At 72.3% G+C, this 24,747-nt stretch carries 21 protein-coding genes; 14 read left to right on the forward strand and 7 right to left on the reverse strand.

Annotated elements, in window-relative coordinates:
* Nucleotides 1-16: 16 nt before the first annotated feature.
* On the reverse strand, nucleotides 17-217 hold the full coding sequence (locus ACFYY7_RS08855; RefSeq protein WP_388658840.1) for a hypothetical protein: 201 nt from the start codon (nucleotides 215-217) through the stop codon (nucleotides 17-19).
* Between the two features lie 155 nt (nucleotides 218-372).
* Nucleotides 373-531 carry a hypothetical protein gene (locus ACFYY7_RS08860; protein ID WP_388658842.1) on the reverse strand — a complete coding sequence of 53 codons (159 nt, stop codon included), beginning with the start codon at nucleotides 529-531 and terminating at the stop codon, nucleotides 373-375.
* Nucleotides 532-739: 208 nt separating this feature from the next.
* On the opposite strand from ACFYY7_RS08860, the gene ACFYY7_RS08865 reads away from it, so the two are divergent.
* Nucleotides 740-2,701: a protease pro-enzyme activation domain-containing protein gene (locus ACFYY7_RS08865; RefSeq protein ID WP_388658845.1), complete on the forward strand. Its 1,962-nt coding sequence runs from the start codon at nucleotides 740-742 to the stop codon at nucleotides 2,699-2,701.
* A gap of 118 nt (nucleotides 2,702-2,819) precedes the next feature.
* On the opposite strand, the gene ACFYY7_RS08870 is transcribed toward ACFYY7_RS08865, so the two are convergent.
* A complete protein-coding gene (locus ACFYY7_RS08870) occupies nucleotides 2,820-3,893 on the reverse strand; it encodes a Ku protein (RefSeq protein WP_388658847.1) in 1,074 nt (357 codons plus the stop codon).
* A gap of 61 nt (nucleotides 3,894-3,954) precedes the next feature.
* On the opposite strand from ACFYY7_RS08870, the gene ligD reads away from it, so the two are divergent.
* The 8 genes from ligD to ACFYY7_RS08910 all read left to right on the forward strand — a co-directional run bounded on the left by ligD (nucleotide 3,955) and on the right by ACFYY7_RS08910 (nucleotide 13,891).
* A complete protein-coding gene (ligD, locus tag ACFYY7_RS08875; protein ID WP_388658850.1) occupies nucleotides 3,955-4,851 on the forward strand; it encodes a non-homologous end-joining DNA ligase in 897 nt (298 codons plus the stop codon).
* Between the two features lie 216 nt (nucleotides 4,852-5,067).
* Nucleotides 5,068-7,251 carry a HEAT repeat domain-containing protein gene (locus tag ACFYY7_RS08880; RefSeq protein WP_388658853.1) on the forward strand — a complete coding sequence of 728 codons (2,184 nt, stop codon included), beginning with the start codon at nucleotides 5,068-5,070 and terminating at the stop codon, nucleotides 7,249-7,251.
* Nucleotides 7,248-7,571 carry a zinc-ribbon domain-containing protein gene (locus ACFYY7_RS08885; protein WP_388658856.1) on the forward strand — a complete coding sequence of 108 codons (324 nt, stop codon included), beginning with the start codon at nucleotides 7,248-7,250 and terminating at the stop codon, nucleotides 7,569-7,571. Before ACFYY7_RS08880 ends, ACFYY7_RS08885 begins: the two co-directional genes overlap by 4 nt.
* 120 nt (nucleotides 7,572-7,691) lie before the next feature.
* Complete coding sequence (locus ACFYY7_RS08890) at nucleotides 7,692-8,492, forward strand: hypothetical protein (protein ID WP_388658859.1); 801 nt, start codon at nucleotides 7,692-7,694, stop codon at nucleotides 8,490-8,492.
* A gap of 53 nt (nucleotides 8,493-8,545) precedes the next feature.
* Nucleotides 8,546-9,853, forward strand: coding sequence for an ATP-binding protein (locus ACFYY7_RS08895; protein WP_388658862.1), 1,308 nt, complete (start codon nucleotides 8,546-8,548; stop codon nucleotides 9,851-9,853).
* Nucleotides 9,854-9,988: 135 nt separating this feature from the next.
* Nucleotides 9,989-11,368: an FtsW/RodA/SpoVE family cell cycle protein gene (locus ACFYY7_RS08900; protein ID WP_388658865.1), complete on the forward strand. Its 1,380-nt coding sequence runs from the start codon at nucleotides 9,989-9,991 to the stop codon at nucleotides 11,366-11,368.
* Nucleotides 11,365-12,822 carry a peptidoglycan D,D-transpeptidase FtsI family protein gene (locus ACFYY7_RS08905; protein ID WP_388658867.1) on the forward strand — a complete coding sequence of 486 codons (1,458 nt, stop codon included), beginning with the start codon at nucleotides 11,365-11,367 and terminating at the stop codon, nucleotides 12,820-12,822. Before ACFYY7_RS08900 ends, ACFYY7_RS08905 begins: the two co-directional genes overlap by 4 nt.
* 4 nt (nucleotides 12,823-12,826) lie before the next feature.
* A complete protein-coding gene (locus ACFYY7_RS08910) occupies nucleotides 12,827-13,891 on the forward strand; it encodes an amidase family protein (protein ID WP_388658870.1) in 1,065 nt (354 codons plus the stop codon).
* Between the two features lie 25 nt (nucleotides 13,892-13,916).
* Here ACFYY7_RS08910 and ACFYY7_RS08915 read toward each other — a convergent pair whose 3' ends face one another.
* Both ACFYY7_RS08915 and ACFYY7_RS08920 read right to left on the reverse strand, forming a co-directional pair.
* Nucleotides 13,917-14,813 carry an ADP-ribosylglycohydrolase family protein gene (locus ACFYY7_RS08915; protein WP_388658872.1) on the reverse strand — a complete coding sequence of 299 codons (897 nt, stop codon included), beginning with the start codon at nucleotides 14,811-14,813 and terminating at the stop codon, nucleotides 13,917-13,919.
* A 222-nt stretch (nucleotides 14,814-15,035) separates the two neighbouring features.
* The gene (locus ACFYY7_RS08920; protein WP_376628107.1) at nucleotides 15,036-16,145 is read right to left on the reverse strand and encodes a ferritin-like domain-containing protein; all 1,110 of its coding nucleotides are present in this window, start codon (nucleotides 16,143-16,145) and stop codon (nucleotides 15,036-15,038) included.
* A 177-nt stretch (nucleotides 16,146-16,322) separates the two neighbouring features.
* On the opposite strand from ACFYY7_RS08920, the gene ACFYY7_RS08925 reads away from it, so the two are divergent.
* The 5 genes from ACFYY7_RS08925 to ACFYY7_RS08945 all read left to right on the forward strand — a co-directional run bounded on the left by ACFYY7_RS08925 (nucleotide 16,323) and on the right by ACFYY7_RS08945 (nucleotide 22,571).
* Complete coding sequence (locus tag ACFYY7_RS08925) at nucleotides 16,323-17,258, forward strand: diiron oxygenase (RefSeq protein ID WP_376314242.1); 936 nt, start codon at nucleotides 16,323-16,325, stop codon at nucleotides 17,256-17,258.
* A gap of 39 nt (nucleotides 17,259-17,297) precedes the next feature.
* Entirely contained in the window at nucleotides 17,298-18,050 is a 753-nt protein-coding gene (locus tag ACFYY7_RS08930; protein WP_388658877.1) for a TetR/AcrR family transcriptional regulator, read from the forward strand.
* 17 nt (nucleotides 18,051-18,067) lie between these two features.
* Entirely contained in the window at nucleotides 18,068-18,334 is a 267-nt protein-coding gene (locus ACFYY7_RS08935; RefSeq protein ID WP_189542227.1) for a hypothetical protein, read from the forward strand.
* 84 nt (nucleotides 18,335-18,418) lie between these two features.
* Entirely contained in the window at nucleotides 18,419-21,082 is a 2,664-nt protein-coding gene (locus tag ACFYY7_RS08940; protein ID WP_388658880.1) for a PQQ-binding-like beta-propeller repeat protein, read from the forward strand.
* Nucleotides 21,083-21,401: 319 nt separating this feature from the next.
* Complete coding sequence (locus ACFYY7_RS08945) at nucleotides 21,402-22,571, forward strand: NlpC/P60 family protein (RefSeq protein ID WP_388658883.1); 1,170 nt, start codon at nucleotides 21,402-21,404, stop codon at nucleotides 22,569-22,571.
* A 224-nt stretch (nucleotides 22,572-22,795) separates the two neighbouring features.
* Here the strand turns inward: ACFYY7_RS08945 and ACFYY7_RS08950 are convergent, their stop codons facing one another.
* Together ACFYY7_RS08950 and ACFYY7_RS08955 are read right to left on the reverse strand one after the other, a co-directional pair.
* The gene (locus ACFYY7_RS08950) at nucleotides 22,796-24,034 is read right to left on the reverse strand and encodes a tyrosine-type recombinase/integrase (RefSeq protein ID WP_388658886.1); all 1,239 of its coding nucleotides are present in this window, start codon (nucleotides 24,032-24,034) and stop codon (nucleotides 22,796-22,798) included.
* 455 nt (nucleotides 24,035-24,489) lie between these two features.
* Nucleotides 24,490-24,711, reverse strand: a complete 222-nt coding sequence (locus tag ACFYY7_RS08955; RefSeq protein WP_344509030.1) for a helix-turn-helix domain-containing protein — start codon at nucleotides 24,709-24,711, stop codon at nucleotides 24,490-24,492.
* Between the last annotated feature and the right edge of the window lie 36 nt (nucleotides 24,712-24,747).

Genomic DNA, 24,747 nt, shown 5'->3' on the forward strand with positions numbered 1-24,747 from the left:
GGCCACCGTCAGGCGTCTACCACATCCACTGCTTCGTCCACATCCACTGCTCCGGCTCGGCGCGCGCCGTCACGACGAACGTGTCTCCGGTCCTCGGCTGTTCGGCCACGGACCGGAGACCGGACATCGCATCGCCCTGCGCATGGGCGAGGCCGAAGGCGACGGCGGCAACGGCGGTGACAGACACCGCGAGGGTACGGAACCGGTTCTGCTTCATTGCGGTAACGTCCTTGTTGGGTACATGAGTTGAAGCCTTCCCGGCCGTTTTGACCGGGATGCGGTTCGAGACGTTACCGCGATCATGACAGGACGCACCAATACATTTGTGCGGGCGTTCAGCACGTGCTAGCGAAGGCCGCCCCGGCGGGACCGTCACCCCACCGGCAGCCCCGGCGCCGGATACCCGTCCATCAACTCCTTCACCTCCGCGCGCACCTTCGCGATCGTGGACTCACCCCCGGTGCGGGCGGCCTCGACGACCCGGTCGATCCACTGCCAGGCACGCGCCAGTCGCGGCACCGGCCACTTCATCGGACACGGGGTCGCCCCGATGAAGGCTCAGCAACAGCACATTTCGTGGATTTCTCGGCGAACTGCCCTGCACATTGGTTCACTTGGCCGATTCTTGGTCAGTACATGCCCCATACATGAGGCGTTCCTCGCCAGAGTGGCGCATTACATGTGCACAACATCCAGCACATGTAATCCACACGCGTAGACCCACATCGCAGGGGGTTGTATGAGAACCAGCCGCGCGAGAAGTCGCGCCGCGCTGAGCATGGCAGCGACGCTGCCGCTGCTGGCCGGCGCGCTCGCCCTCGGGATACCGAACGCCAGCGCCGACTCCGCGCCGGGCGGGCGGGACGCGCTGCAGGGCACCAAGCCCGCCTGGGCCACCGCCGGGGCGGATCTGGGAGCCACGCCCGACAGCGGCAAGGTAAGCGTCCGGGTCCATCTGGCCGGACGGGACGCGAAGGGGCTGGCCGCCTACGCCGCCGCCGTCTCCGACCCGCAGTCCGCCTCGTACGGGAAGTATCTGAGCGCCGGTCAGGCGCAGGCCCGGTTCGGGGCGACACAGCAGCAGATCGACCAGGTCAGCATGTGGCTGAAGTCGAACGGGCTGACCGTCACCGGCACCAACCAGCACTACGTCTCGGCCACCGGTGAAGTCGCCGCCGCCGAGAAGGCGTTCGGCACCCAGCTGCGCAACTACCGCAAGGGCGGCCGCACCTACCGCGCCCCGGCCTCCACCGCCTCCGTGCCCGCCGCGCTGAGCGACGCCGTGCTCGCCGTCTCCGGCCTGGACAACGCGCCGCACAAGTCGAGCCACGACGAAGCCCTGCCGCCGCCGGACGGGGTGTTCCGCAACTCCGGCCCCTTCTCCACGTACTACGGCTCGAAGACCGCGTCGTCGCTGCCCAGCGCCTACGGGTCCAGGGCGCCGTACGCCGTGAAGGGGTACACCGGCAAGCAGCTGCGCGCCGCCTACGGCGCCGGAAGCTGGACCGGGAAGGGCGTCACCGTCGCGATCACCGACGCGTACGCCTCGCCGACCATCGCGAAGGACGCCGCCGAGTACGCCGAGCGCAACGGCGACGCGCCCTACCGTCGTGGCCAGCTGACCCAGGTGCTGCCGGACGACTACACGAGGACCGAGGAGTGCGGGGCCTCCGGCTGGTACGGCGAGGAGACCCTCGACGTGGAGGCCGTGCACGCGGTCGCACCCGCCGCCGACATCGTCTACGTGGGCGGCGCCTCCTGCTACGACGCCGATCTGCTGGACTCGCTGAACAAGATCGTCGACAACCGGCTCGCCGACATCGTCTCCAACTCCTGGGGCGACATCGAGGCCAACGAGACCCCGGACGTCGCGGCCGCGTACGACCAGGTCTTCAAGATGGGCGCGATCGAGGGCATCGGCTTCTACTTCTCCTCCGGCGACGACGGCGACAACGTCGCGTCGACGGGCACGAAGCAGATCGACGTGCCGTCCAACTCCGCCTGGGTGACCTCCGTCGGCGGAACCGCGCTGGCGGTCGGCAAGAACGACAAGTACCAGTGGGAGACCGGCTGGGGCACGCTCAAGTCGAACCTCTCCGACGACGGGAAGAGCTGGGCCGGCTTCCCCGGCGCGTACACCTCCGGCGCGGGCGGCGGCACCAGCTCGTCCGTGAAGCAGCCGTTCTACCAGCGCGGTGTCGTGCCCGACTCGCTCGCGCAGGCCAACGGCAAGCAGCGGATGCGCACGGCCCCGGACATCGCGGCCGTCGCCGACCCGAACACCGGCTTCCTGGTCGGCCAGACCCAGACGATGCCCGACGGATCGCTCGGCTACGACGAGTACCGCATCGGCGGTACGTCACTGGCCGCGCCGGTCATCGCCGGTGTCCAGGCGCTCGCGCAGCAGGCCCGGCACGGGCTGCCGATCGGCTTCGCCAACCCGGCGATCTACGCCCGGTACGACTCGAAGGCGTACCACGACGTCACCGACCACCCGCTGGGCGCGAACCGCGATCTCGCGGTGGTCCGGGTCGACTACGCCAACGGCGTGGACGCGGCGGACGGTCTGCTGACCTCGCTGCGCAGCCTCGGCAAGGACGCCTCGCTGAAGGCGGTCAAGGGATACGACGACGTGACGGGGGTCGGGACTCCGGCGGCCGGTTACGTGAACTCGTACCGCTTCCCGTTCCGCAGGCACTGAGCCACCACCGGTCCGGTGCCGACGGCATCGGACCGGTACCGACGGCGGTCCCGGGGCTCTGCCTCCGGGGCGGCCGTCGGCCACGTTTGCGGGGGGTGCGGAGGGCGCGTGCCGGGGCTCAGGCCGAGGCACGTTTGCGGGGAGCCGCCTTCTTCGCCGCCGGCTTCGGGTCCGACTTCGCGGTGGCCTTCTTCGCCGCCGACTTGGTGGTCTTCTTCGCCGTCGACCGCGCCGCGGTCTTCTTGGCGGGCGCCCTGCCCGATGCGGACTTCTTCTTCGTGGCAGCGGCCGTCTTCTTGGCGGCGGCCGTGGCCTTCTTCTTCGCCCCGGTGCCACCGGACTTCCTGCGGCCGCTGAGGGAGGTGACCTCGGCGACGGGAGCGTCCTCCTTCTCCTCCCCGGCTTCCGGCCCCTCGCCGCGGGCCTCCTTCGCCGCCCGGACGCTGCTCTCCAGGGCCGCGATCAGGTCGATGACCTTGCCGCCCGAGTCCTCCGCCTCCGCCGGCTCCAGCGTCCGGCCCTCCGCCTTCGCGGCGATGAGCTCCTCGACCGCCTCGCGGTAGTCGTCGTGGAGCGAGTCCATGTCGACCTCGCCGAGGGTGTCCATCAGCGCGTCGGCCAGGTCGAGTTCGGCTTCCCGGACCTTGACGTCGGTCTCCGGGGCGACGCCTTCCGGGCTGCGGATCTCGTCCGGCCAGAGCAGGCCGTGCATGGCGATCACGTCGTCGACCACCCGCAGCATGCCCAGCCGCTCGCGGCCGCGCAGCGCGTACTTCGCTAGGGCGACCTTCTGGCTCCGCTTCAGCGCCTCGCGGAGCAGGGTGTACGGCTTGGCCGCCGGAACCCCGTTGGCGGAGAGGTAGTACGCCGCATCCATCTGGAGCGGGTCGATCGAGGCGGCCGGCACGAAGGCCACGATCTCGATCGTCTTGGCCGTGGGCAGCGGCAGCGAGCCGAGGTCCTCGTCGGTGATCGGGATCATCGAACCGTCGGGCTCCTCGTACGCCTTCCCGATCTCGGCGGCGGTGACCTCCTCCTCGTCGATCTCGCAGACCTTCCGGTAGCGGATCCGGCCACCGTCGGCGAGGTGGATCTGGCGGAAGGAGATCGAGTGGTTCTCCGTGGCGTTGACCAGCTTGATGGGGATGCTGACCAGCCCGAAGGAGATGGCGCCGTTCCAGATGGACCTCACCGTTCACCCCTTGTGTCCGCATGGATACCAGTACGTTCTCAAATCATGTGATTCTTATCGTATGACGCCGATCACAGAGGTGGAGGGGCGACGGCTGGCGCTCAGCAATCTCGACAAGGTGCTGTATCCGGCCACCGGGACCACCAAGGGCGAGGTGCTGCACTATTACGCGGCCACCGTCGCGGGGGCCCTGCTCACCCATCTGCGTGACCGGCCCGTCTCCTTCCTGCGCTACCCGGACGGGCCGGACGGGCAGCGCTTCTTCACCAAGAATCCGCCACCCGGTACGCCGTCCTGGGTACGGACCACTCCGGTGCCGCACCGCGAGGACAAGAGGGCCAGACAGGTGGTCGTGGAGGATCTGGCCTCGTTGATGTGGGCGGCGAATCTGGTGGTGGAGTTCCACACCCCGCAGTGGCGGGCCGGTGCTCCGGGGATCGCCGACCGGATGGTCCTCGACCTGGATCCCGGCCCGCCCGCGACGGTCGTGGAGTGCTGTGCGGTGGCGCTGTGGCTGCGTGAGCGGCTGACGGCGGACGGGCTGTGCGCGTACGGGAAGACGTCCGGATCGAAGGGGCTGCATCTGCTCGTACCGCTGGAGCCGACGCCCTCCGCCCGGGTGTCGGCGTACGCGAAGGGTCTGGCCCTCCGGGCGGAGCAGGAGCTCGGGGACCTGGTCGTGCACCGGATGAAGCGGGCGCTGCGGCCGGGGAAGGTCTTCGTCGACTTCAGCCAGAACGCGGCGGCGAAGACCACCGCCACCCCCTACACACTGCGCGCCCGGCCCGAACCGACCGTGTCCGCGCCCGTCACCTGGGCGGAGATCGAGCGGTGCCGGGCCCCCGGGGAGCTGGTCTTCCTGCCGGACGGGATGGGGGCGCGGCTGGAGCGGTACGGGGATCTGCTCGGCCCCCTGGCCGACCCGGACCGGGCCGGCCGCCTGCCTGTCGCCCCGTAGTCTCCCCTCGGTCTGTCGCCCCGCAGTCCCTCCCCTCCCCGGCCTGTCGCCCCGTCACCCGAAGCGGCCGATTCTCGCCGGTCAGCCGTTAGCGCATGGCACAGACATTTGTCATGCTCGCCAGGAAAAGACCGCATGTGGAGGGCGGATCGTCCGACCCGTGGTGCACACTCCTCGCAGACACTGCTTCGTTGAAATGCGTGGGGAGGCGATGGGGTGTTCGCAGGGATCGACGAGGTCGACTGGGCCTCGATGGAGCACGCCTACGGGCCGGCCGGTGATGTGCCTGCGATGCTGCGGGGTCTCGCGTCCACCGATCCGGCGGAGCGCGAGGCGGCGCTGGACGGGATGTACGGGGCGGTTCACCACCAGGGGGACGTCTACGCCTGCACGCTGGCCAGTATTCCGTTCCTCTTCGAGCTGGTCGTGGATCCGGGCATCCAGGACCGGGGCAGCATCGTCGAACTGCTCACCAGCATCGGCGGTATCGATCTGGACGAGGACGACGAGGACGAGATCGACGAGGACGAGATCGAGGGCGCGGCCAACTACGCGATGGCGGCGACCGCCGTCACGGCGGGCGCCGGGGTCTTCTTCGAGCTGATGGCCGACGAGGATCCGGGGGTACGGCTCAGCGCGCCGCTGGCGCTCGCCGCGCTCCACGGCCATCCGGACAGGGTCCTCGCGTTGCTGCGGGAACGCCTGCCGATCGAGCCGGACGAGGAGGTGCGGCTCGCCCTGGTCGAGGCCGCGGGACGGGTCGCGCTGCGCCACCGGCTGCTGGCCGCGGAGGCGGCGGCCTGGCTGAGCCGGCTGACGGGCGAAGGATTCCCGCCCGGACTGCGGCTGGCCGCGCTGGCCCAGCTGGCCCGGTGCGCACCGGACGCACTGCCCGGCGATGTCGTACGGGTGGTGACGGGGCTGCTGCGGCAGCTGCGCTCGGTACCCGGACGCCGGTCCGGGACGGCCCCCGCCCTCGACACGCCGGCCGGTGCGGCCGCTGCGGGCGAGGCGGTCGCGGCCGTCGACGCCTACCCGGACGCCGCCGGGGAGCCGCCCGCCGAGGAGCGGGCCCAGCCGGTGGCCCGGGTGAGCCAGTTGCGGGCGCTGTCCGACGAGGAGGCGCCGGTGCGCACCGGGCCCTGGACGGCGGACCTGCTGCGCACGCTGCACGTGGGGCTCGACGACCGGGTCGCCGAGCGGACGGCGCTGCTGACGGATCAGCTGCGCAGCCCGGACCGCTGCCAGCGGATCGAAGCGCTGCGGATGTGCGGCGGGCTGATCCGGACCTGGCGGGGCTCGTACGAGGAGCTCGTCCGGCTGGTCGGTGAGCAGCTCGCCACCCCCGACCCACGGCTGGCCGAGGCCGCCGCGCATGTGCTGGAGGAGCTCTTCGGGCTCGCCGCGCCCGCCGCGGACGCGCTGGCGGCCCGGGTGGCGGCGGATCCCGGGGCCTGGGTGCGGGACTGGCCGAGCGGGCCGCCGTCGCTGGGCAGTGCGGTGAAGGCGCTGGCCAGGCTGGGCGACGCCCGTGCCGTGCCCGCGCTGACCGCCGCGCTGGAGCGGCCCGAGGTGCCGCACGACGTGGGGTTCGCGATCGGCTGCCTGGGGGCGGCGGCGGCCCCGCTGGCCGGGGTGCTGCGCCGCCGGCTCGGCGAGGTCCCGCTCGACGAGCGGGTGCACGACCGGGCGGGCCCGCTGCTCACCGGCCTGGCCGCGCTGCGGGCGGACGAGGCGCTGCCCGAGGTGCTGCGGGTGCTGCACGGCGCGCCGGAGTACCGGGGCGAGTGGGTGCGTACGGAGGCGCTGCGGGCGCTCGGCTCGTTCGGGCCGGCGGCGCGCGGCGTCCTGCCGGAGCTGCGTGCGCTGATGCGGAGCCCCGGGGCCACTTCGGCGACCGAGGCCGCGAAGGCTCTGTGGGCGGTCGAGGGGGACGCCGAGGCCGTGCTGCCGGTGCTCATCGAGGGCCTGCGGGCGGAGCGCGTGCACGAGCTGCGGTCCGCGGTCGACGCGCTGGGCCGGCTCGGGGCGCGGGCGTCGGTGGTCGCGCCGAGGCTGCGCGCGCTGCTGGCCCACGACGAGCTGTGGCTGCGGGTGGACGCGGCGATCGCGCTGTGGGAGGTGTCCGGGCGGGCCGACGAGTCCGTACCGGTGCTCCTGGCGGCCTGGGAGCAGAACCGTCATGTGCGCGTCCGGGTGGCGGAAGGCCTGGCGCGGATGGGTGCCGTTGGTGCAGGGTCGGAAGCGGCACATGTGCTGCGCGCCGAGCTCACCTCCGTACGCCGTCACAACGCGATGGACGGCGGGTACGGCAGCCATGACACATACGAGGACGAGAAGCTGCTGGCGCTCTGCCGGCGAACGCTTCAGGGAAATACGGGGAAGGGACCCGCAACATGATCATTTTCGGTACGCGAGGCTATCTGTACCAATTGGCGATACTGACGCTGGTCTGCGGGTGGTGCGGCAACCCGGCCGCGCACACGCTGCGCAAGAGGGTCACGAAGTTCACGCTGTTCTTCGTGCCGCTCTTCCCGTTCTCGACGAAGTACGCGACCCAGTGCACGTTCTGCGGCGGGGAGCAGCAGATCCCCAAGGAGCAGGCCGAGCAGCTGCTGGCCCAGCACGCGGCCTCGCAGCAGGGCAATCCGTACGGGCAGCCGCAGGGGCAGCCGGGGTACGCGCCGAACGGGCAGGGACAGAACCCGTACCAGAGCTGACCGGAGCCGGCAGGCCCCTTGCCGGTACGAAAACGCACGCCCTTGCCCGTATTAAATAGGCATTACGGACTTCCTTCCGAATAGGGTCTTGAGACCTGGGCCTCGGGAAGGGAGGGAGTCATGCGTCCGCGTCACGGGGTGCGGTGCCGCACGGCGGCGGCCCTCGGGGCCGTCGCCGGTATGGCGCTGCTGTCGGCCGGCTGCGGCAACGGCGGCGGGCTGCGGAGCGCCGGGCCGACCCCGACCGCCGTCGGTCCCGCCCGCCTGTGGCCCGAGCTGCCGCCCGCCTCCGCCGCGCCGTACGACTACGGCGAGGGCGAGACCGCGCGCATCCCCGGGATCGAGGTACCGGACGGCGATGTGCACCGGCTGGATCCGGTGGCGGTGGTGCAGGCCGGCCTGCGGGCCCGGCCCAACCGGTCCAGCGGCACGGCCGACCTGCCCGCCGACACCGTACGGAAGATCAACGCCTGCCGGACCGAACCGGCCGCCTGCCCCGTGCTCCGGCCCTACTACCGCGATCTGACGGGCGACGGCAGGGACGACCTGGTGCTCGGCATCCGGCTGCCCGACCACCAGCTCTCGGTGCGGGTCTACATGCCGGAGGCGGGCGGGCTGACCCGGATCCTGTCCACCTCGGACGCCGTGATCAGCGTCGAGCTGGCCGGGCGGGACCTGACCATGCGGGCGCCGTCCGCGATCACCGGGTACGAGTACCGCACCGTCTGGTCCTGGGACGCCCGGCAGCGGGCGATGCTGCCGACGCAGGACGAGATCCAGCGCATCCCGTCGTCCCGGGCGCCGCGCCCGCAGCTCACGACCGCCCCGCCGAGCGCCGCCCCCGTCGCACCCACCGGCCCCGTCAGCCCTGTCAGCCCCACCGCGACGCCTTCCGACGGTGTCTCCGCGGAGCGCCGGTGAGCCGGCCCGGCGCGGGCGGGCCGCGAGCGCGGCGGCGTCCGCGTCGGCTCCGGGTGCCTTCCTGGGCCGCGACGCTCACCTGGAAATCGACCGTCTTCCTCACCGTGATGTGCTGTGCGCTCGCCGCGCTGCTGGGCGCGCTGGTCCACACCGAGGTGACCCGGCAGACCGTCGGCCGGGCCCGCGAGAAGGCCCTGTCCCGGCTGGCGGACGTCACCGCCGCGTACGAGACCGGCGAGGCGCTGCCAGCGGGTGCCGGGATCGATCCCCCGGAACTGCCCGCCGCCCTGCGCACCCTGGCCGCCGGCGGCGATCGCGGCACGCTCGTCGGTGAGTACGACGGGCGTCCGGCCATGTGGGCGGCGGGCCCGGCGGACGGCCGCGCGCTGGCCACGCAGGTGGACTACACCCAGAGCGCCCGCACCATCGACAGCCTCGACGGGGCGATCCTCGGCTCCTCCCTGCTGGCCATCGGCGCCACCGTGCTGGTCGGCGCCTTCTCGGTCACCCGGGTCACCCGGCGGCTGCACCAGACGGCCCGGGTGGCCCGCCGGATCAGCGCCGGGGACCTGGACGCCCGCGTCGGCGACCCGCGTACGGCGGACCCCTCGCGCCCGCAGGACGAGGTCGCGATCGTCGCCGGGGCACTGGACACGATGGCGTCCACGCTCCAGCGCAAGCTCCAGACCGAGCAGCGTTTCACCGCCGATGTGGCTCACGAGCTCCGCACCCCGCTGACCGGTCTCTCGGCCGCCGCCGAGCTGCTGCCGCCGGGGCGGCCGTCCGAGCTGGTGCGGGACCGGGTCCGGGCGATGCGGGCACTGACGGAGGATCTGCTGGAGATCTCCCGGCTCGACGCCCGCACGGAAGCCGTCGATCTCGATGTGTACGAACTGGTGCCGCTCGTGGAGCGGGTGGTGCGCGCGTCCGGGACGGCGACCGCGATCCGCATCGAACACCCGGAGGGATCCGCGCACCTGCGCACCATGACCGACCGGCGGCGCCTGGAACGGGTGCTGGGCAACCTGATCTCCAACGCGCACAGGCACGGCCGGCCCCCGGTGGTGCTGACGGTCGACGGACCGGTGGTGACCGTACGCGATCACGGCCCGGGTTTCCCGGACTATCTGCCCGCCGACGGCCCGCAGCGGTTCCGCACCGAGGCCGGCGGCAAGGGGCACGGCCTCGGGCTGACCATCGCCGCCGGGCAGGCCGCGGTGATCGGCGCCCGCCTGGAGTTCCGCAACGCCCCGGACGGCGGGGCGGTGGCCCGGGTGACACTGCCCGAGTACACCGGACCGGACGCCGGGACGCCGGACGACGGGACCAGCATGAAGTCCGCGCCCCGTCACGAGGAATGACGGCCCGTCGGAGCGCACTCCGACCGCCGCCGCCCACCGCCGCCGGCCACCGGGCGGCCGTCCACCACTGCACCTTCGGACATACCTACTACGACATAAGGGAAATAGTCACCAGCTCTTGCTACGTTGCCTGGCATGACCGCAACGACGGCGGACGCACCCCCGCCCGATCTACGTCTGCCCAAGCGGCGCGGAGTCGAGCTGCTGCTCCTCATCGGGGCCGTCCTCATCTCCGTCTACGGCTACGCCGCCGTCGGCCTGGCCAAGAACAACGCGGTCCCGCCCGATGTCGCCGCTTACGGCGCGGGGCTGGGGCTGCTCGCCCTCCTCGCCCATCTCTCGGTCCGCTTCCGTGCCCCGTACGCCGATCCGCTGCTGCTGCCCATCGCCGTACTGCTCAACGGGCTCGGCCTGGTGCTGATCTACCGGCTCGACCTGGAGACGCCGAAGGACCAGGCGGCCCCCACCCAGCTGGTCTGGTCCACGCTCGGGGTGGCGCTGTTCATCGCGGTGGTCGTCCTGCTGCGCGACCACCGGGTGCTCCAGCGGTACGCGTACCTCTCGGTCGCCACCGCGCTGGTCCTGATGATCGTGCCGATCTTCTTCCCCGCGGTGAACGGCGCCAAGATCTGGATCCGGGTCGGCGGATTCTCCTTCCAGCCGGGCGAGTTCGCCAAGATCCTGCTCGCGGTGTTCTTCGCCGCGTACCTCGCCGCGAACCGCAACGCGCTCGCCTACACCGGCCGCCAGATCTGGAAGCTCCAGCTCCCCACCGGCCGGGTGCTCGGCCCGATCGTGGCGATCTGGCTGCTGAGCGTCGGCGTGCTGGTCCTGGAACGCGACCTGGGCACCTCGCTGCTCTTCTTCGGCCTCTTCGTGATCATGCTGTACGTGGCCACCGGCCGGACCGGGTGGATCGCGGTGGGTCTGCTGCTCGCCGCGGTCGGCGCGTTCGTCGTCGGCTCCTTCGAACCGCATGTGCACAGCCGGGTCCAGGACTGGCTCGACCCGTTCGCCTCCATCGACGCCGGCCAGGGCCCCGGCCAGCTGGCCCAGTCACTGTTCGCGTTCGCCGCGGGCGGGATGCTGGGCACCGGACTCGGCCTCGGCCACTCCATCCTCATCGGCTTCGCCGCCAAGTCCGACTTCATCCTGGCGACCGCGGGCGAGGAGCTCGGACTGACCGGGCTGACCGCGATCTTCCTGCTGTACGCGCTGCTGGTGGCGCGCGGATACCGGGCCGGACTCGCCCTGCGCGACCCCTTCGGGCGCCTTCTCGCGATCGGTCTCGCCTCGATCCTGGCGCTCCAGGTGTTCGTGATCGCGGGCGGGGTGATGGGGCTGATCCCGCTGACCGGCATGGCGATGCCCTTCCTCGCCCAGGGCGGTTCGTCCGTCGTCACCAACTGGATCATCGTGGCGCTGCTGATCCGGGTCAGCGATCAGGCCCGCAGACCTCAGCCCGGCCAGGCGGAGACCGGGATCATCGCAGCGGTCGCGCGGGACGAGCGGTGATCCGCTACATCCGGCGGGCCGCCGGGCTCCTGCTGGTGCTGCTCGTGGCGCTGCTGCTGAACGCCGCCCGCATCCAGGTCCTCGACGCCGAGAGCCTGGACAACAACCCCGCCAACCGCCGCCTCACCATCGCCCGTTACGACCAGCCGCGCGGCAACATCCTGATCGGCGGCAGGTCCGTGACCGGCTCGAAGAGCACCGGCGAACAGCTCAAGTACGAGCGCACCTACGTCAACGGCCCGCTGTACGCGCCGGTGACGGGCTACGCCTCGCAGACGTACGGCACGACCCTGATCGAGAACGCCGAGGACTCCGTCCTCTCCGGATCCGACTCGATGCTCGCCCCGTTCCCGCTGTGGAACGAGATCACCCGGAGCCGGCAGCCCGGCGGCGACGTCGTCACGACCATCAAGGACTCGATGCAGCGCGCCGCGTACGAGGGGCTCGGCGGCCGGCGGGGCGCGGTCGCCGCCGTCGAACCGTCCACCGGGAAGATCCTGGCGCTGGTCTCGACCCCCTCGTACGATCCCGGGCAGATCTCGGGCACCGGTTCGTCCGTCACCGACGCCTGGGCGCGGCTGAACTCGGCGAAGAGCCTGCCGATGCTCAACCGGGCGATCCGGCAGACCTATCCGCCGGGCTCCACCTTCAAGATCGTGACCGCGGCGGCGGCGCTCGACGCGAGGGTCGTCACCGATCCGGACGCGGAGACCGACACCCCGTCCCCGTATGTGCTGCCGGGTACGTCGACCACGCTGCCCAACGAGGCACCGGGCTGCGAGAACGCCTCGCTCGCCGAGGCGATCCGGGTCTCCTGCAACACCGTGATGGCGGATCTGGGGGTGCGGGTCGGGCTCGACGGCATGGTGGACGCGGTACGGAAGTTCGGTTTCAACGACACCGGGCTGAGGATCCCCTCGGGGGTGGCGAAGAGCAACTTCGACACCGACATGACCAAGGACCAGCTGGCGCTCTCGTCGATCGGGCAGTTCGACACGACGGCGACCCCGCTCCAGATGGCGATGGTGGCGTCCGCCGTGGCCGACGGCGGTGATCTCAGGTACCCGCACCTGGTCGACCGTACGACCACCCACAGCGGCTCGACCGTCCACCAGACCGGTTCGCGCACCTACCACCGGGCGATGAACCCGCGCACGGCGATGCAGCTGCGGGAGATGATGGTGGACGTCGTGGAGAACGGCACCGGGTCCAACGCCGCGATCGACGGGGTGACGGTCGGCGGCAAGACCGGCACCGCACAGCACGGCGTCGACAACTCGGGCCTGCCGTACGCCTGGTTCATCTCCTGGGCGCAGGCGCCGGATTCCGCTCAGCCCGCGGTCGCGGTCGCGGTGGTCGTCGAGGACGCGGCGGCGGACCGGGCGGACATCAGCGGCGGCGGCAGCGCGGCCCCGATCGCCCGTTCCGTCATGGATGCGGCCCTGCGAGACTGACCGGATGGATGAGGCCGGGGCGGTGCGACGGGCGCTGGAGCGCATCGCGCGGGAGGATCCCCGCCTGTGCGCCTTCATCGAGGTGTGGCCCGAGCGGGCGCTCGCCGACGCCGCGCTGGCCCGTGAACTGCCTCTGGCCGGGCTGCCGTTCGCGGTCAAGGGGCGTACCGGCATCCGGTCGTACGCGGCCCGGCGGCTGATCGCGGCCGGTGCGGTGCCGGTCGGCGCGACGTCGGTGCCCGGACCCGGAACGCCCTGGCAGACCTGGGGGCTTGGCGCCCACGGCCGTACGGTCAATCCGTGGCGCCCCGACCGCACCCCCGGTGGCTCGTCGGCGGGTTCGGCGGTCGCGGTCGCGGCGGGCCTGGTGGGGCTGGCGACCGGCAGCGACGGGGCGGGTTCGGTGCGGATCCCGGCGGCGTGGTGCGGGGTGTTCGGCCTGAAGACGACGAACGGTCTGCTGCCCTCCCCCGACCGCACCGGACTGGCCTCCGCCGGGGTGCTGACCCGGTCGGTGGCCGGGGCCCGGACCTATCTGCGCACCGTCCTGGACGTGTACGAGCGGGTGCCGCCCGTCCTTCCCGTACCGGCCGTCTTCAGCCCCGGTCTGGGGTACGCGGATGTCGACCCGGAGGTCGCGGCGGTCGTCCGGGGTGCGGTGGAGCGGCTGGTGGCGGCCGGGGTGGTGCGGCTGGTGGACCGTACGTGCGAGCTGCTCGACCCGTGCGAGGCGTGGTTGTCGGTCCGGGGCGGGTCGCCGTCGCCGCGCGCCGAGGAGATCAGGCACGCGAACGACACGGTGCTGGACGCCCTGTTCGCCCGTACGCCGCTGCTGCTCACACCGGTCACGCCCAACCGCCCGCACGGTCACGACGGTCCGGGCGAGCTCTACTCGACCGCGCTGACCTGGGCCTTCAACCTGAGCGGCCACCCGGCGGCCAGTGTGCCCGCCGGGTTCACGGCGGACGGCTGCCCGGTCGGCCTCCAACTGGTCGCGGAGCGCGGGGCCGACGTCCCGCTGCTCGGGGTGGCCGGTGCGGTGGAGGACGCGCTGACCGCGAAGGGCTGACCGGGTCGTGCGCGGGCGCGCGGCCTCAGTCCAGCGGTTCGCGGCGCTTCAGCCAGGTCTCGGGCACCCCGTCGACCCCGGTGGCCGCGCCTACGACGCCGCCGGTGATGGCGCAGGTCGTGTCGACGTCGCCGAGGCCCTCGGCCGTCGCCCAGAGCGCCGCCTCCAGGTCGTCCGGGTGCCGGGCCGCCGTCCACAGGGCGAACGGGACGGTGTCGTCGGCGCGGATCCGCTGACCGTTGCCCAGCAGATCGGCCGCCTTCCACGGCTCGGTGGCGAAGGGTACGTCCACGGCCCGGCGCAGCCCGTCCCGTACGAGCCCTTCCGGGGTCCGGTCGGCGACGGCGGCCAGGGTGAACTCGCCGCGCACCGAGAGCGCCGCCGCGACGGCGACCGCCACCGCGCCCGCGATCCCCTCCGGGTGCGCGTGGGTGACGGCCGCCTGGAGTGCGGCCTGCGCGGCGGCGAGTTCGACGTCCTGGTGGAAGTGGGCGCCGAGCGGTGCGACCCGCATCGCCGCGCCGTTGCCGAGGCTGCCGCCCTCGAAGAGCTCGGGCGCCAGGGTGCGCCAGTCGGCCGGCGAGGTCAGCAGTTCGGGCAGCAGGATGTGCATGCCGTGCCCGTAGCCGCGGGCCGGGTCCGCCTCGAAGGCGAGAGCGAAGCAGAGCGCGAGGCGGTCCTGCTCGACCCGGCCGTGCTCCGCGACGACACGCATCAGGGCCCGCGCGAGCGCGGTGTCGTCGGTCCAGTGCCAGACCGGCTCCTCGGGGGTGCGGCGCGCCTTGATCTCGTCGAACGCCCGGCGGGGCTCGCGGAAGAGCGGGAACCACCGCTCGCCGAACGCGTCGCCCAGGGACAGTCCTTCGAGGCTCCGGCGGGCGGCCGCGGGGCCTGCGGCGGGGTGCGGGGTCGAGGTCGTCATGCCCGACATACTCCCCCGCACGGGCCGATGGCGTACATACGACCGGGGGGGGGGGGGGGGGGGGGGAACAACTACCCCCCCCCCCCCCCCCCCCCCCCCCCCCCCCCCCCCCCCCCCCCCCCCCCCCCACACCCCCCCCCCCCCCCCCCCCCCCCCCCCCCCGGGCGCGCCCCCCCCCCCCCCCCCCCCCCCCCCCCCCCCCCGCGAAGGCGCCGCTTCCGGTCACTCGCCGGGTGCGCCCTGGGCTATCGCCTCCTCGACCTCGGCGACCCTGGCCTGTTCCTCCGCCGCGAAGCGGTCCCGGTCCAGCTGTTCGGCTATCTCCTCGTCCTGGGCCATCAGCAGGTCCAGGTTGGAGTCGCCGAGGTCGAAGACGCCCATGTCGACGTAGGCCTTCTGGAGCCGTTCGCCCCACAGGCCGATGTCCTTGACGCACGGCACTATCCGGCTGAACAGCAGCTTCCGGAAGAGCTGCAGGAACTCCGAGTGCTCGGAGAGGTCCTTGGCCTCCTGCTTGGCGATGCCGAAGTTCTCCAGCACCTCGACGCCGCTGAGCCGGTCCCGCATCAGGTAGCAGCCCTCGATGACGAACTCCTCGCGCTCGCGCAGTTCGGCGTCGCTCAGCTGCTTGTAGTAGTCGCGCAGCGCCATCCGCCCGAACGCGACGTGCCTGGCCTCGTCCTGCATGACGTACGCGAGGATCTGCTTGGGCAGCGGCTTGGTCGTGGTGTCGCGGATCATGCCGAACGCGGCCAGCGCGAGGCCCTCGATGAGGACCTGCATGCCGAGGTAGGGCATGTCCCAGCGGGAGTCGCGCAGGGTGTCACCGAGCAGGCCCTGGAGGTTGTCGTTGATCGGGTAGAGCATCCCGACCTTCTCGTGCAGGAACCGGCCGTATATCTCCGCGTGCCGCGCCTCGTCCATGGTCTGGGTCGCGGAGTAGAACTTCGCGTCCATGTCGGGGACGGACTCCACGATCCGGGCCGCGCAGATCATGGCGCCCTGCTCGCCGTGGAGGAACTGGCTGAACTGCCAGGAGGTGTAGTGCTTGCGCAGCTCGCCCCGGTCCTTCTCGGTCATCTTCGCCCAGTGCGGGGTGCCGTACAGGGTGAGGACCTCGTCGGGGGTGCCGAGCGGGTCGGTGGGGTCGACCTCCAGGGACCAGTCGATGCGCTTGTTGCCGTCCCACTGCTTGTCCTTGCCCTTCTGGTAGAGGGCGAGCAGGCGTTCGCGGCCGTCGTCGTAGTCCCAGCTGAAGCGGGCGGCGCCGGAGGCGGGCACCTGCCACGACGGCGCTGCGGGGGCGGTGGTGTAGAGGTCGTGAGTCGACACGGACGGCTCCTTCGCCTGGCGTGTTCCGGCAATTCCCTTGGCGGTTGCGTCAGTTGGCAGGTTCACACGTTGGTAGACACCGGGTCAACAAGTCGCGCGCAAGGGATTGACGGTCCTGCTGACGAGGAGTCTCATAAGAAGTGACCGCCGGTAACCCATGTGCGAGGTGCCCCCAGCATGACCACAGTGAGCGAACGCGACGTCCAGCTGCTTCGCGACGCACTCGGCCCGCTCCGGGACCGCGAACAGATCGCCGAGCGGCTGCTCGACTCCTCGGCCAAACACTCCTTCGACCCGGACAAGGAACTCGACTGGGACGCGCCGGCCGAGGACGGCAAGTGGTTCTGGCCGCCCGAGCTGGTCTCGCTCTACGACACCCCGCTGTGGCGGAAGATGTCCGAGGAACAGCGGATGGAGCTGTCCCGGCACGAGGCGGCCTCGCTCGCCTCGCTGGGCATCTGGTTCGAGATCATCCTCATGCAGCTGCTGGTCCGGCACATCTACGACCGGCCGGTGACCAGCAATCACGTCCGCTACGCGCTCACCGAAATCGCCGACGAGTGCCGGCACTCGATGATGTTCGGCCGCATGATCAAGTGGGGCGGGTCGCCCGACTACCCGGTGCCGCGCGTCTATCACAACCTCGCGCGGGTGCTGAAGACCATCTCCACCACTCCCGGTTCGTTCGCCGCGACCCTGCTCGGCGAGGAGATCCTGGACTGGATGCAGCGGCTGACCTTCCCGGACGAGCGCGTCCAGACGCTGATACGCGGCGTGACCCGCATCCATGTGGTCGAGGAGGCGCGGCACGTCCGCTACGCCCGCGAGGAGCTGCGCCGCCAGATGGTGACCGCCCCGCGCTGGGAGCGCGAGCTGACCCGGGTGAGCTGCGGCGAGGCGGCCCGCGTCTTCTCCGTCTGCTTCATCAACCCCCGGGTGTACGAGAACGTCGGCCTGGACCGCCACGAGGCGGTCGCCCAGGTGAAGGCGAGCGGCCACCGGGCGGAGGTCATGCAGTCGGGCGCGAAGCGGCTGACGGACTTCTTCGACGACATCGGGGTGCTGAACGGGGTGGGACGCAGGCTGTGGAAGAGCTCCGGGCTGCTGGCCTGATCCGGTCCGGTACGAGGGAAAGGGCCTAGGCTTCGGCATATGACCCCTGCTGCCGCCACCGCGCCGCCGGCCCGCGCGTACCGAAGGCTCGGCGTCGAGGAACGCCGCGCCCAGCTCCTCGGCGCGGCCCTCACCCTCTTCGCCCACCGGGCCCCCGACGAGGTCTCGCTCGACGAGGTCGCGACGGTCGCCGGGGTTTCCCGCCCGCTCGTGTACCGCTACTTCCCTGGCGGGCGGCAGCAGTTGTACGAGGCGGCGCTGAGGTCCGCCGCCGAGCAGCTGATCCTGTGCTTCACCGAGCCGCCGGTGGGTCCGCCCACCGAGCGGGTGACCCGGGTGCTCGACCGCTACCTTGCCTTCGTCGACGAGCACGACACCGGTTTCAGCGCGCTGCTGCGCGGCGGCTGCGTCGTCGAGACCTCCCGTACGTCGGCGATCGTCGACGAGGTGCGGCGGGCGGCGGGCGAGCAGATCCTGCTGCACCTGGGCAGCGGCGAGGCGGCCGGCCCGAGGCTGCGGATGATGGTGCGCACCTGGATCGCGGCGGTCGAGGCGGCGTCGCTGATCTGGCTGGACGAGGGGAAGCAGCCGGCCGCGGCCGAGCTGCGCGACTGGCTGGTCGACCAGTTGATGGTGCTGCTGGCGGCCACCGCGGCGACGGACCCGGAGACCGCGTCGGCGGTGGCGGCGCTGCTGCCGCTGGAGACCGCCGCGAGTCCGGCCGGACGGCTGGCACAGCGGCTGGTGCCGGTCCTCGGCGAGGCGGCCCATCTGCTGCCCGAGGACGGCTGATCGGTCAGACTGGGGCGGTGCGAAGCGAGAACACCGCCTTCACCGGCGGCCCCCTGGACGGCCGGGTACTGCCCGTACTCGTCGGCCCGACCGGCCATCCGCCCAAGTGGTACGAGGTCCCGGTACCGGCCGCCGACGGCGGTCCCGCCACCGTGTACGCGTACCGCAGGGTGCCGGCCGGTCACAGCAAGCGGCTGGGGCTGCCGCGCGGCTGGGTGTACGAGTACGCCCCCGGCGGCCGTGAGCGGCACAGCCCCAAGTGGCCCTGGTCGAAGCCGGACTGAGGGTATGCGGTCCGTCGGGGCACCGGTCACTCGGTCTAAGATCGACGCTCTGGTGCTCAGGCACGGTCAGCGAGGGGGTGCGCCATGGAGGCGCTGCGTCAGGACGATCCACGCCGCTTCGGCCCGTACACCGTGCTTGCACGGGTACGCGAGACCGCGAGCGCCGTGCAGTACCTAGCGCACGTCGCGGCCTCGCAGGACGCGGTGGTGATCACCGCCGCCCGCCCCGAACTCGCCGCGCTGCCCGCCTTCCGGCGCCGTTTCCAGGCGGAGGCCCGCACCGCGGACCGGCTGACCGGCGGCTGGGTCCAGCCGCAGCTGGGCGGCCCGGAAGATGCCACGGACGACGCCACGGACGAGGACCTGCTGTGGACGGCGGGACCGTACGTGCCCGCGCTGACGCTCGCCGAGGCGATCGAGGCCACCGGACCGCTTCCCGAGCGTGCCGTGCGGATACTGGGCGCGGGGATCGCCGAGACCCTCTCCCGGGTCCACGCCACCGGAGCCGTGCTCCAGGGCCTGGCCCCCCGGACGGTGCTGCTGGCCGGGGACGGGCCGCGCCTCACCGCGTTCGGCCCGCTGGGCGCGGCGGCCGCCGCCGAGGCCCGGTCCGGCGGCCAGTTGTCCGTACGGCTCGGCTATCTGACCCCGGAACAGGTCACGGGCGAGGAGCCCGGACCGGCTTCCGACCTCTTCGTGCTGGGCCTGCTGCTGGCGTACGCGGCGACCGGCACGACCCCGCTCGCCGACGGCCCGGCCGCCGAGGGCGCCGAGCGGATCGCCCGCACCGCGCCCGAACTCGGCGCGGTTCCCGAGGAGTTGCGCGACCTGATCGCCCGCTGCCTGGAGAAGGACCCGGCCGACCGGCCGAGCGCCGGGACGGTGGCGGCCGAACTCGCCCTGGAAGGGGCGGCGGGCCTGGCGAAGGGCGGCTGGCTGCCGGAGGCGCTGGCGGCCGCGGTGGCGGAGCAGGGCGCGTGGGCCCGGGAGACGGTCGCGGCCGGCGGACCGGTGGACGGGCCGCCCGCCGAATCGGCCGAAGGCCCCGTGGACACCCCGGCGGACACCCCGGTGGACGCCCCTGAGGACGCCCCGCCCCGCGAGCCGGTGGACACCCCGCCGGGCGCACCGGCCGACGAGGCCGAGGCCGTCGAGCCGCTCCCGCTCCCGGACACGCGGACCGCCCAGTTCGGGAACCTCGCGCACCGGGCCCCCGGGACCGACCGGCCGACGACCCAGCTCTCCGTTCCGCCCGAGCTCACCGGCCGCCCGGCCTCGCCCGCCCCGGCGCCCCTCCCCTCCGGACCCGCCGGACCTGCCTCGGCGCTCCCCGGCGGGGTGCCCGCCGTGCCCCCGCCGATGGTCGCTCCGGCCCCCCTGCCGATCCCCGCAGGGCGCTCCGCGCTCTCCGCCGCACGGCCCGCCTCCCCCGACGCCGGCCGGCGCACCCTGCTCATCGGGCTCGCCGCCGGGGCCGCCGGGCTGGTCGTCGGCGGAGGCGGTGCCCTCGCCCTGGGCGGCGGCGACGGGACGGCCGACGACCCCAAGCCCGCGCCCAGCCACAGCGGCCCCACCGTCGCGGGCCTGCCGCCGCAGCCCCGCTGGGTGTACACGCATCCGGCGGCGGAACCGGCACCGCTCACCGCCGCCGTCTGGAACGGCCGGCTGCTCGTGCTGACCGGGAAGAACGGCGCGACCGCCGTCGACCTGCGTACCGGGCGCCGGGCCTGGCAGAACACGGACGCCGCCGACGGGCAAGCCGCCCTCCCCGCCGGCAAGGACCTCTGCTTCGTCGCCACCCCCTCCGGCTTCCTCTGGCTGTCGCCGAAGGACGGGAAGACCGCGCACCGGGTGGAACACGCGGCACTGTCCCCCGAGATGCCGAAGCTGTCCGCCCCGGCGTTCGTCGGCGCGTCCGGGCCGGTGATCTGGTTCACCGGCTCCGAGACGGTCACCGTCAAGGCCCCGCCGCCGAAAAAGGGCAAGAAGCGCGGCAAGGACAAGCAGGTGGTCAGGGCCTATCTCTTCGCGTACGACATCGTGCGGCGCGAGCAGTTGTGGCGGGCCCCGGTGCCCGCCGGACGCGCCCCCGGCACCCCCGTCCACCGGCTGATCGCGGTCGGCCGGAACGACCTGGTGGTACGTCAGAGCCCGGCCACCCTCACCCCCGGCGACGTCAGGGCCGCCAAGGGCAAGGCCGTCTTCCGGAGCTTCGACCGCAGGACCGGCAAGGCGCTGTGGACCAAGCAGTTCGGCACCGTCGCCCCGGACGCTGCGGCCATGAGCGACGACCAGGGCCTCCTGTACGCGGCGGTGGGCGACGACCTCCAGGCGTTCGAGACCCCGGCCGGCAAACCGAAGTGGACGCTGAACGGCACCAGCGGGACCCCGTACGGCACCCCCGTGGCCACCGGCGCCGTGCTGCACACCACCAACCGCAACCAGGAAGTCGGCGCGGTCGAGCGGGAGACCGGGCGGCTGCGCTGGCGCCGCTCGACGGAGGCCGCGATCGGCACCGCCGCACCCGCCGTCACCCTCAGCACGACCGGCCGCACGCTGCTGGCCTCGGACGGCTCCCAGGTCACCGCGTTCGCGGCCGAGGACGGCCGGCGGCTGTGGAAGTTCCAGGACATCGGCACCCAGGACCCGAAGGGCCCCACGGTCACCGCCCCGTACCGGGTACTGGCCTCCGGCCGGACCGCCGTCGTACAACGCGACCGGGTCTTCTACGCGTTCCCGGTTGCCTGAGGGCTGTCCCGTAACCCCTGGTGGATCAGCGTGCGGCGTCGGACGCGGTGCATCGCAAGGCGGAGGGACGCCCGAATACTGGGTGTATTCGGGCGTTCCGACAACGCGGCGAGGTGCCGTGGCTATGCCGGGCTCGCGGGGTCCGGCCTGATCCAGACGAAAGACCCTAGGCCCGGGCCGCCCTGTGGAGCGTCCGGGCGAACCCGGCCACCGCCACGCCACGCAGTTCTTGCATCTCCCGACACCGAGTGAGCATATTGTCCCGTTGCGCCCACTTATGGGGTAGCCCCATGGTCGCCCCGTCATCGGAGGTGATGTCGTGTCGGGCGGAGTCCTGCGTTCGGTCTGTACCGCGGCCCTGGCCGCAGTGGTCGCGGCCTCACCGGCGGCCGCCGCGGCCCCGGCCCCGGGCCCGGCCGCGGGTACGAACAGGAGCGTCGCGCAGCTCCTGTCCGAGCTGCGGAAGCTGTACCAGCAGGCCGAGGAGGCCACCGAGACGTACAACGGGACCAACGCGGAGCTGAAGAAGCGCGCGGCGCAGGCGAAGAAGCTCGAAGCCGAGCTCGTCACCGCCCGGACCGCGCTGGCCGACAGCCACGACGAGGCCGGGCAGCTGGCCCGGGAGCAGTATCAGGGGCGGTCCGGCTTCTCCGCGTACATGCGGCTGCTGCTGTCCCGGGATCCCGGACACCTGCTGGACCAGGAACATGTGATCCGGCGTGCGGCGACCGCACGGGCGGCGACGGTGAAGCGGCTCACCGGGGCCGAGAAGCGTGCCGACGAGCTGGCCGCCGAGTCCCGCAAGGTGCTCGACCGGCAGCAGGTCCTGGCCGCGAAGCAGAAGAAGCAGCGGGACACGGTCCGGGCGCGGCTCAAGGCCGTCGAGTCGATGCTGGCCAAGCTCTCCGGCTCGCAGCTCACCGAGCTGTCCCGGCTCGAACAGCGGAACGTGGAGAAGGCGCAGGGCGCCCTGGCCGCCTCGGGGGCCCTGTCCTCGACCCGGCCGCCGTCCGAAGCGGGCGGGGAGGCGGTGAAGTACGCGATCGCGCAGGTCGGCAAGCCGTACGTGTGGGGCGCGGAGGGGCCAGACTCGTTCGACTGCTCGGGGCTCACCTCGCGGGCCTGGGCGAAGGCCGGCCAGGTCATTCCGCGGACCTCGCAGGAGCAGTGGCGGCAGCTGCGGAAGATCCCGGTGAACGCGCTGCGCCCCGGTGACCTGGTGATCTACTTCCCCAAGGCCACCCATGTGGCGCTGTACATCGGCAACGGCCTGGTGGTGCAGGCGCCCCGGCCGGGCTCGAAGGTGAAGGTCTCGCCAGTCGCGTCGAATCCCCTGCTCGGCGCCGTACGGCCCGACCCGCGGAACGCGGCGCTGTCCTCGTACAGGCCGCCGCGGCTCCCGCAGGGGGCCTCGGCGGGCTCGGACGCGGGGTACAGCTCCTCGTCGGCCCCCTCGGCCTCCTCGGCCTCCTCGGCCTCCGGGAAGTAGGCGGCGGGGAACGGAACGCCGGCAGGGCCGGGTCCGGTCGGTTGTCCGACGGGAACCGGCCCTGCCGCGGCGATCGGGCGCTTACGCCGCGCCGGAGACCTCGGCGAGGTACGCATTGGTCTTCTCCGGGTCGGAGAAAACGGCGAACAGCCCCGCATGGGCTCTACCAGCGGGTTTCCCTCAACTGGCGTGCCCGAGAGGGGCCGTGGGCCGTCTGTGGGCCGTCAGGACTCGCACCGGGCTGCGCCGTAGACGCTTGCGATGGCGCCCCGCGTGCGCTCCTGACTGCTCGGCATGAGGTGGGCGTAGATTCGCAGCGTCAGAGCCGCATTGCTGTGCCCCAGGTACTCACTGACCGCCTTGATGTTCTCCCCTCCGTCCAGGAGGGCGGAGGCGTAGAAGTGCCGCAGTGCGTGCATCCCGTGCTCGCGGGCGGCCTGGTGCCGGTCTTCCTTGGTCTTCGGCGGGGCAATGACGCCCGCTTCTGCAAGGGCGGGCTTCCACGCTTCCTCGTTCAAGGAGGTGCGCCAGACGTGGTTGCCTCCCGACGCCATGAAGACGAGCCGCTTGGTCACCTTGGGCCCGTCGGCGGTCCTCCAGGGCAGCGTGATCTCTACGGGCGGGTGCAGCTTCATGTGTGCCTTGAGGATGTCCGCCACGGGCCCGGGCAGCGGCACGTCTCGGACCTTGCCGCCCTTGGGGAGGGCGAACACGGGCTTGCTGTAGCTGAGTTTGAGCTGCTGGCCGACATGGAGCGTCTGGGCGTCGAAGTCGATGGCGTCGACCGGCACGCCTAGGATCTCCCCCTGCCGCATCCCGCACCCGGCGCCGAGGTCGACCATGGCGCGGTACCGCTCGGGCATGGCCCGCCGCACGGCGAACACCCTCTCGGCGGTCCAAGGCACGACACGCTTCGCATCGAGTGCCGGCGGCCTGACCGACCCTGCAGAGAAGGGGTTGCGGGCCAGGTGTCCATCGTCCACGGCCGCGCTGAACGCGGCGCGGACGTTCGCGTAGATGGTCCGCCCGTACGACCCAGCCACGGACTCTTCGAGCACCGCCACCCACTCCCGGATGTGGCCCGGCTGGAACGAGCCGAGAGGGCGTGAGCCGATGTGCGGGAAGGCGTGGAGCTTGAGTTGCGACCGCATGGACTCCATCGTCACCGGATCCACGCTGTGCGACTTCAGCCACTTCTCCGTGTACTGCTGGAAGGTGGTCTTGGCCGCACGCGGATCGACGTACTGCCCGCTGTCCATGTCGGTCTCGGTCTTGCTGAGCCACTTCTCGGCGAGGCGCTTCTGCCCGTCGCGGAAGCTCTTGGACTTCTCGGTGCCGTCGGGGCCGATGTAGCGGGCACGGTAGCGGAGTCCGGTGCCGTATCGGTCGCTCTTGACCCGGCTCTCCTTGCCGTTGGCGTCGGCCTCGGTCTTGTACCAGCGGTCTTGGACGTGGCCAGCCATGTGGGCTGACTCCTCTCGGTAGGTGGTGCCTGCTCTTGTCAGGGAGGGAGGCAAGGGGGTGCCGTGGAAGTGGCTGCAGAGGGAGCTTCGGGATGGTTGAGGGAGGTGCCTCCCTGCCTCCCTGAATGGGTGTTTGTGCTGGTCATCACCAGGGAGGTGAGGCAGGGAGGCAGTCAGGGAGTTCTCCCTGCCTCCCTCGTCCGGCGGGGGCGCCTCCCTGCGTGCCTGGCGGTGCTGGGATGGCCTTCACGAAGGGGGGCGCGGGCCCCCTTTACCGGCCTTACCTTGCAGGTCAGGGGCCTTTACCTGCCCCTCTACCGGGGTAAAGGGCCCCCTCTACCGACGGGCGCCAGTGGGGCCGCTGTCGGCGGCCGGTTCGGCCGGCGGACCGGGGCCCGGGTAGAGGGGGAGGGCTTTACCGCGCGCTTTCCGCGCGCCTGCCGTGCGGTTCGCGGTCAGGCGGCGTCGTGGGCAGTCTGCTGGTCGATCCAGGTGCGGACGGCGGCGGGGTCGTAGCGGACGTGGCGGCCGACGCGGAAGCCGGGCGGGCCGGTGCGGCGCTTGCGCCAGTGGTAGACGGTCTCGATCGGGACGGCGAGCAGTACGGCGATGTCTTCGGGGGTGAGGTAGCGGTCGGGGAGTCCGGCGCGGAGGGTCGCGCGGGGGTCGGTGGCCATGGTGGTGGTGACTCCTCGTGTCCGTGGTTCGGTGCG

This window comes from Streptomyces sp. NPDC001933 (assembly GCF_042890955.1).
GTDB lineage: Bacteria > Actinomycetota > Actinomycetes > Streptomycetales > Streptomycetaceae > Streptomyces.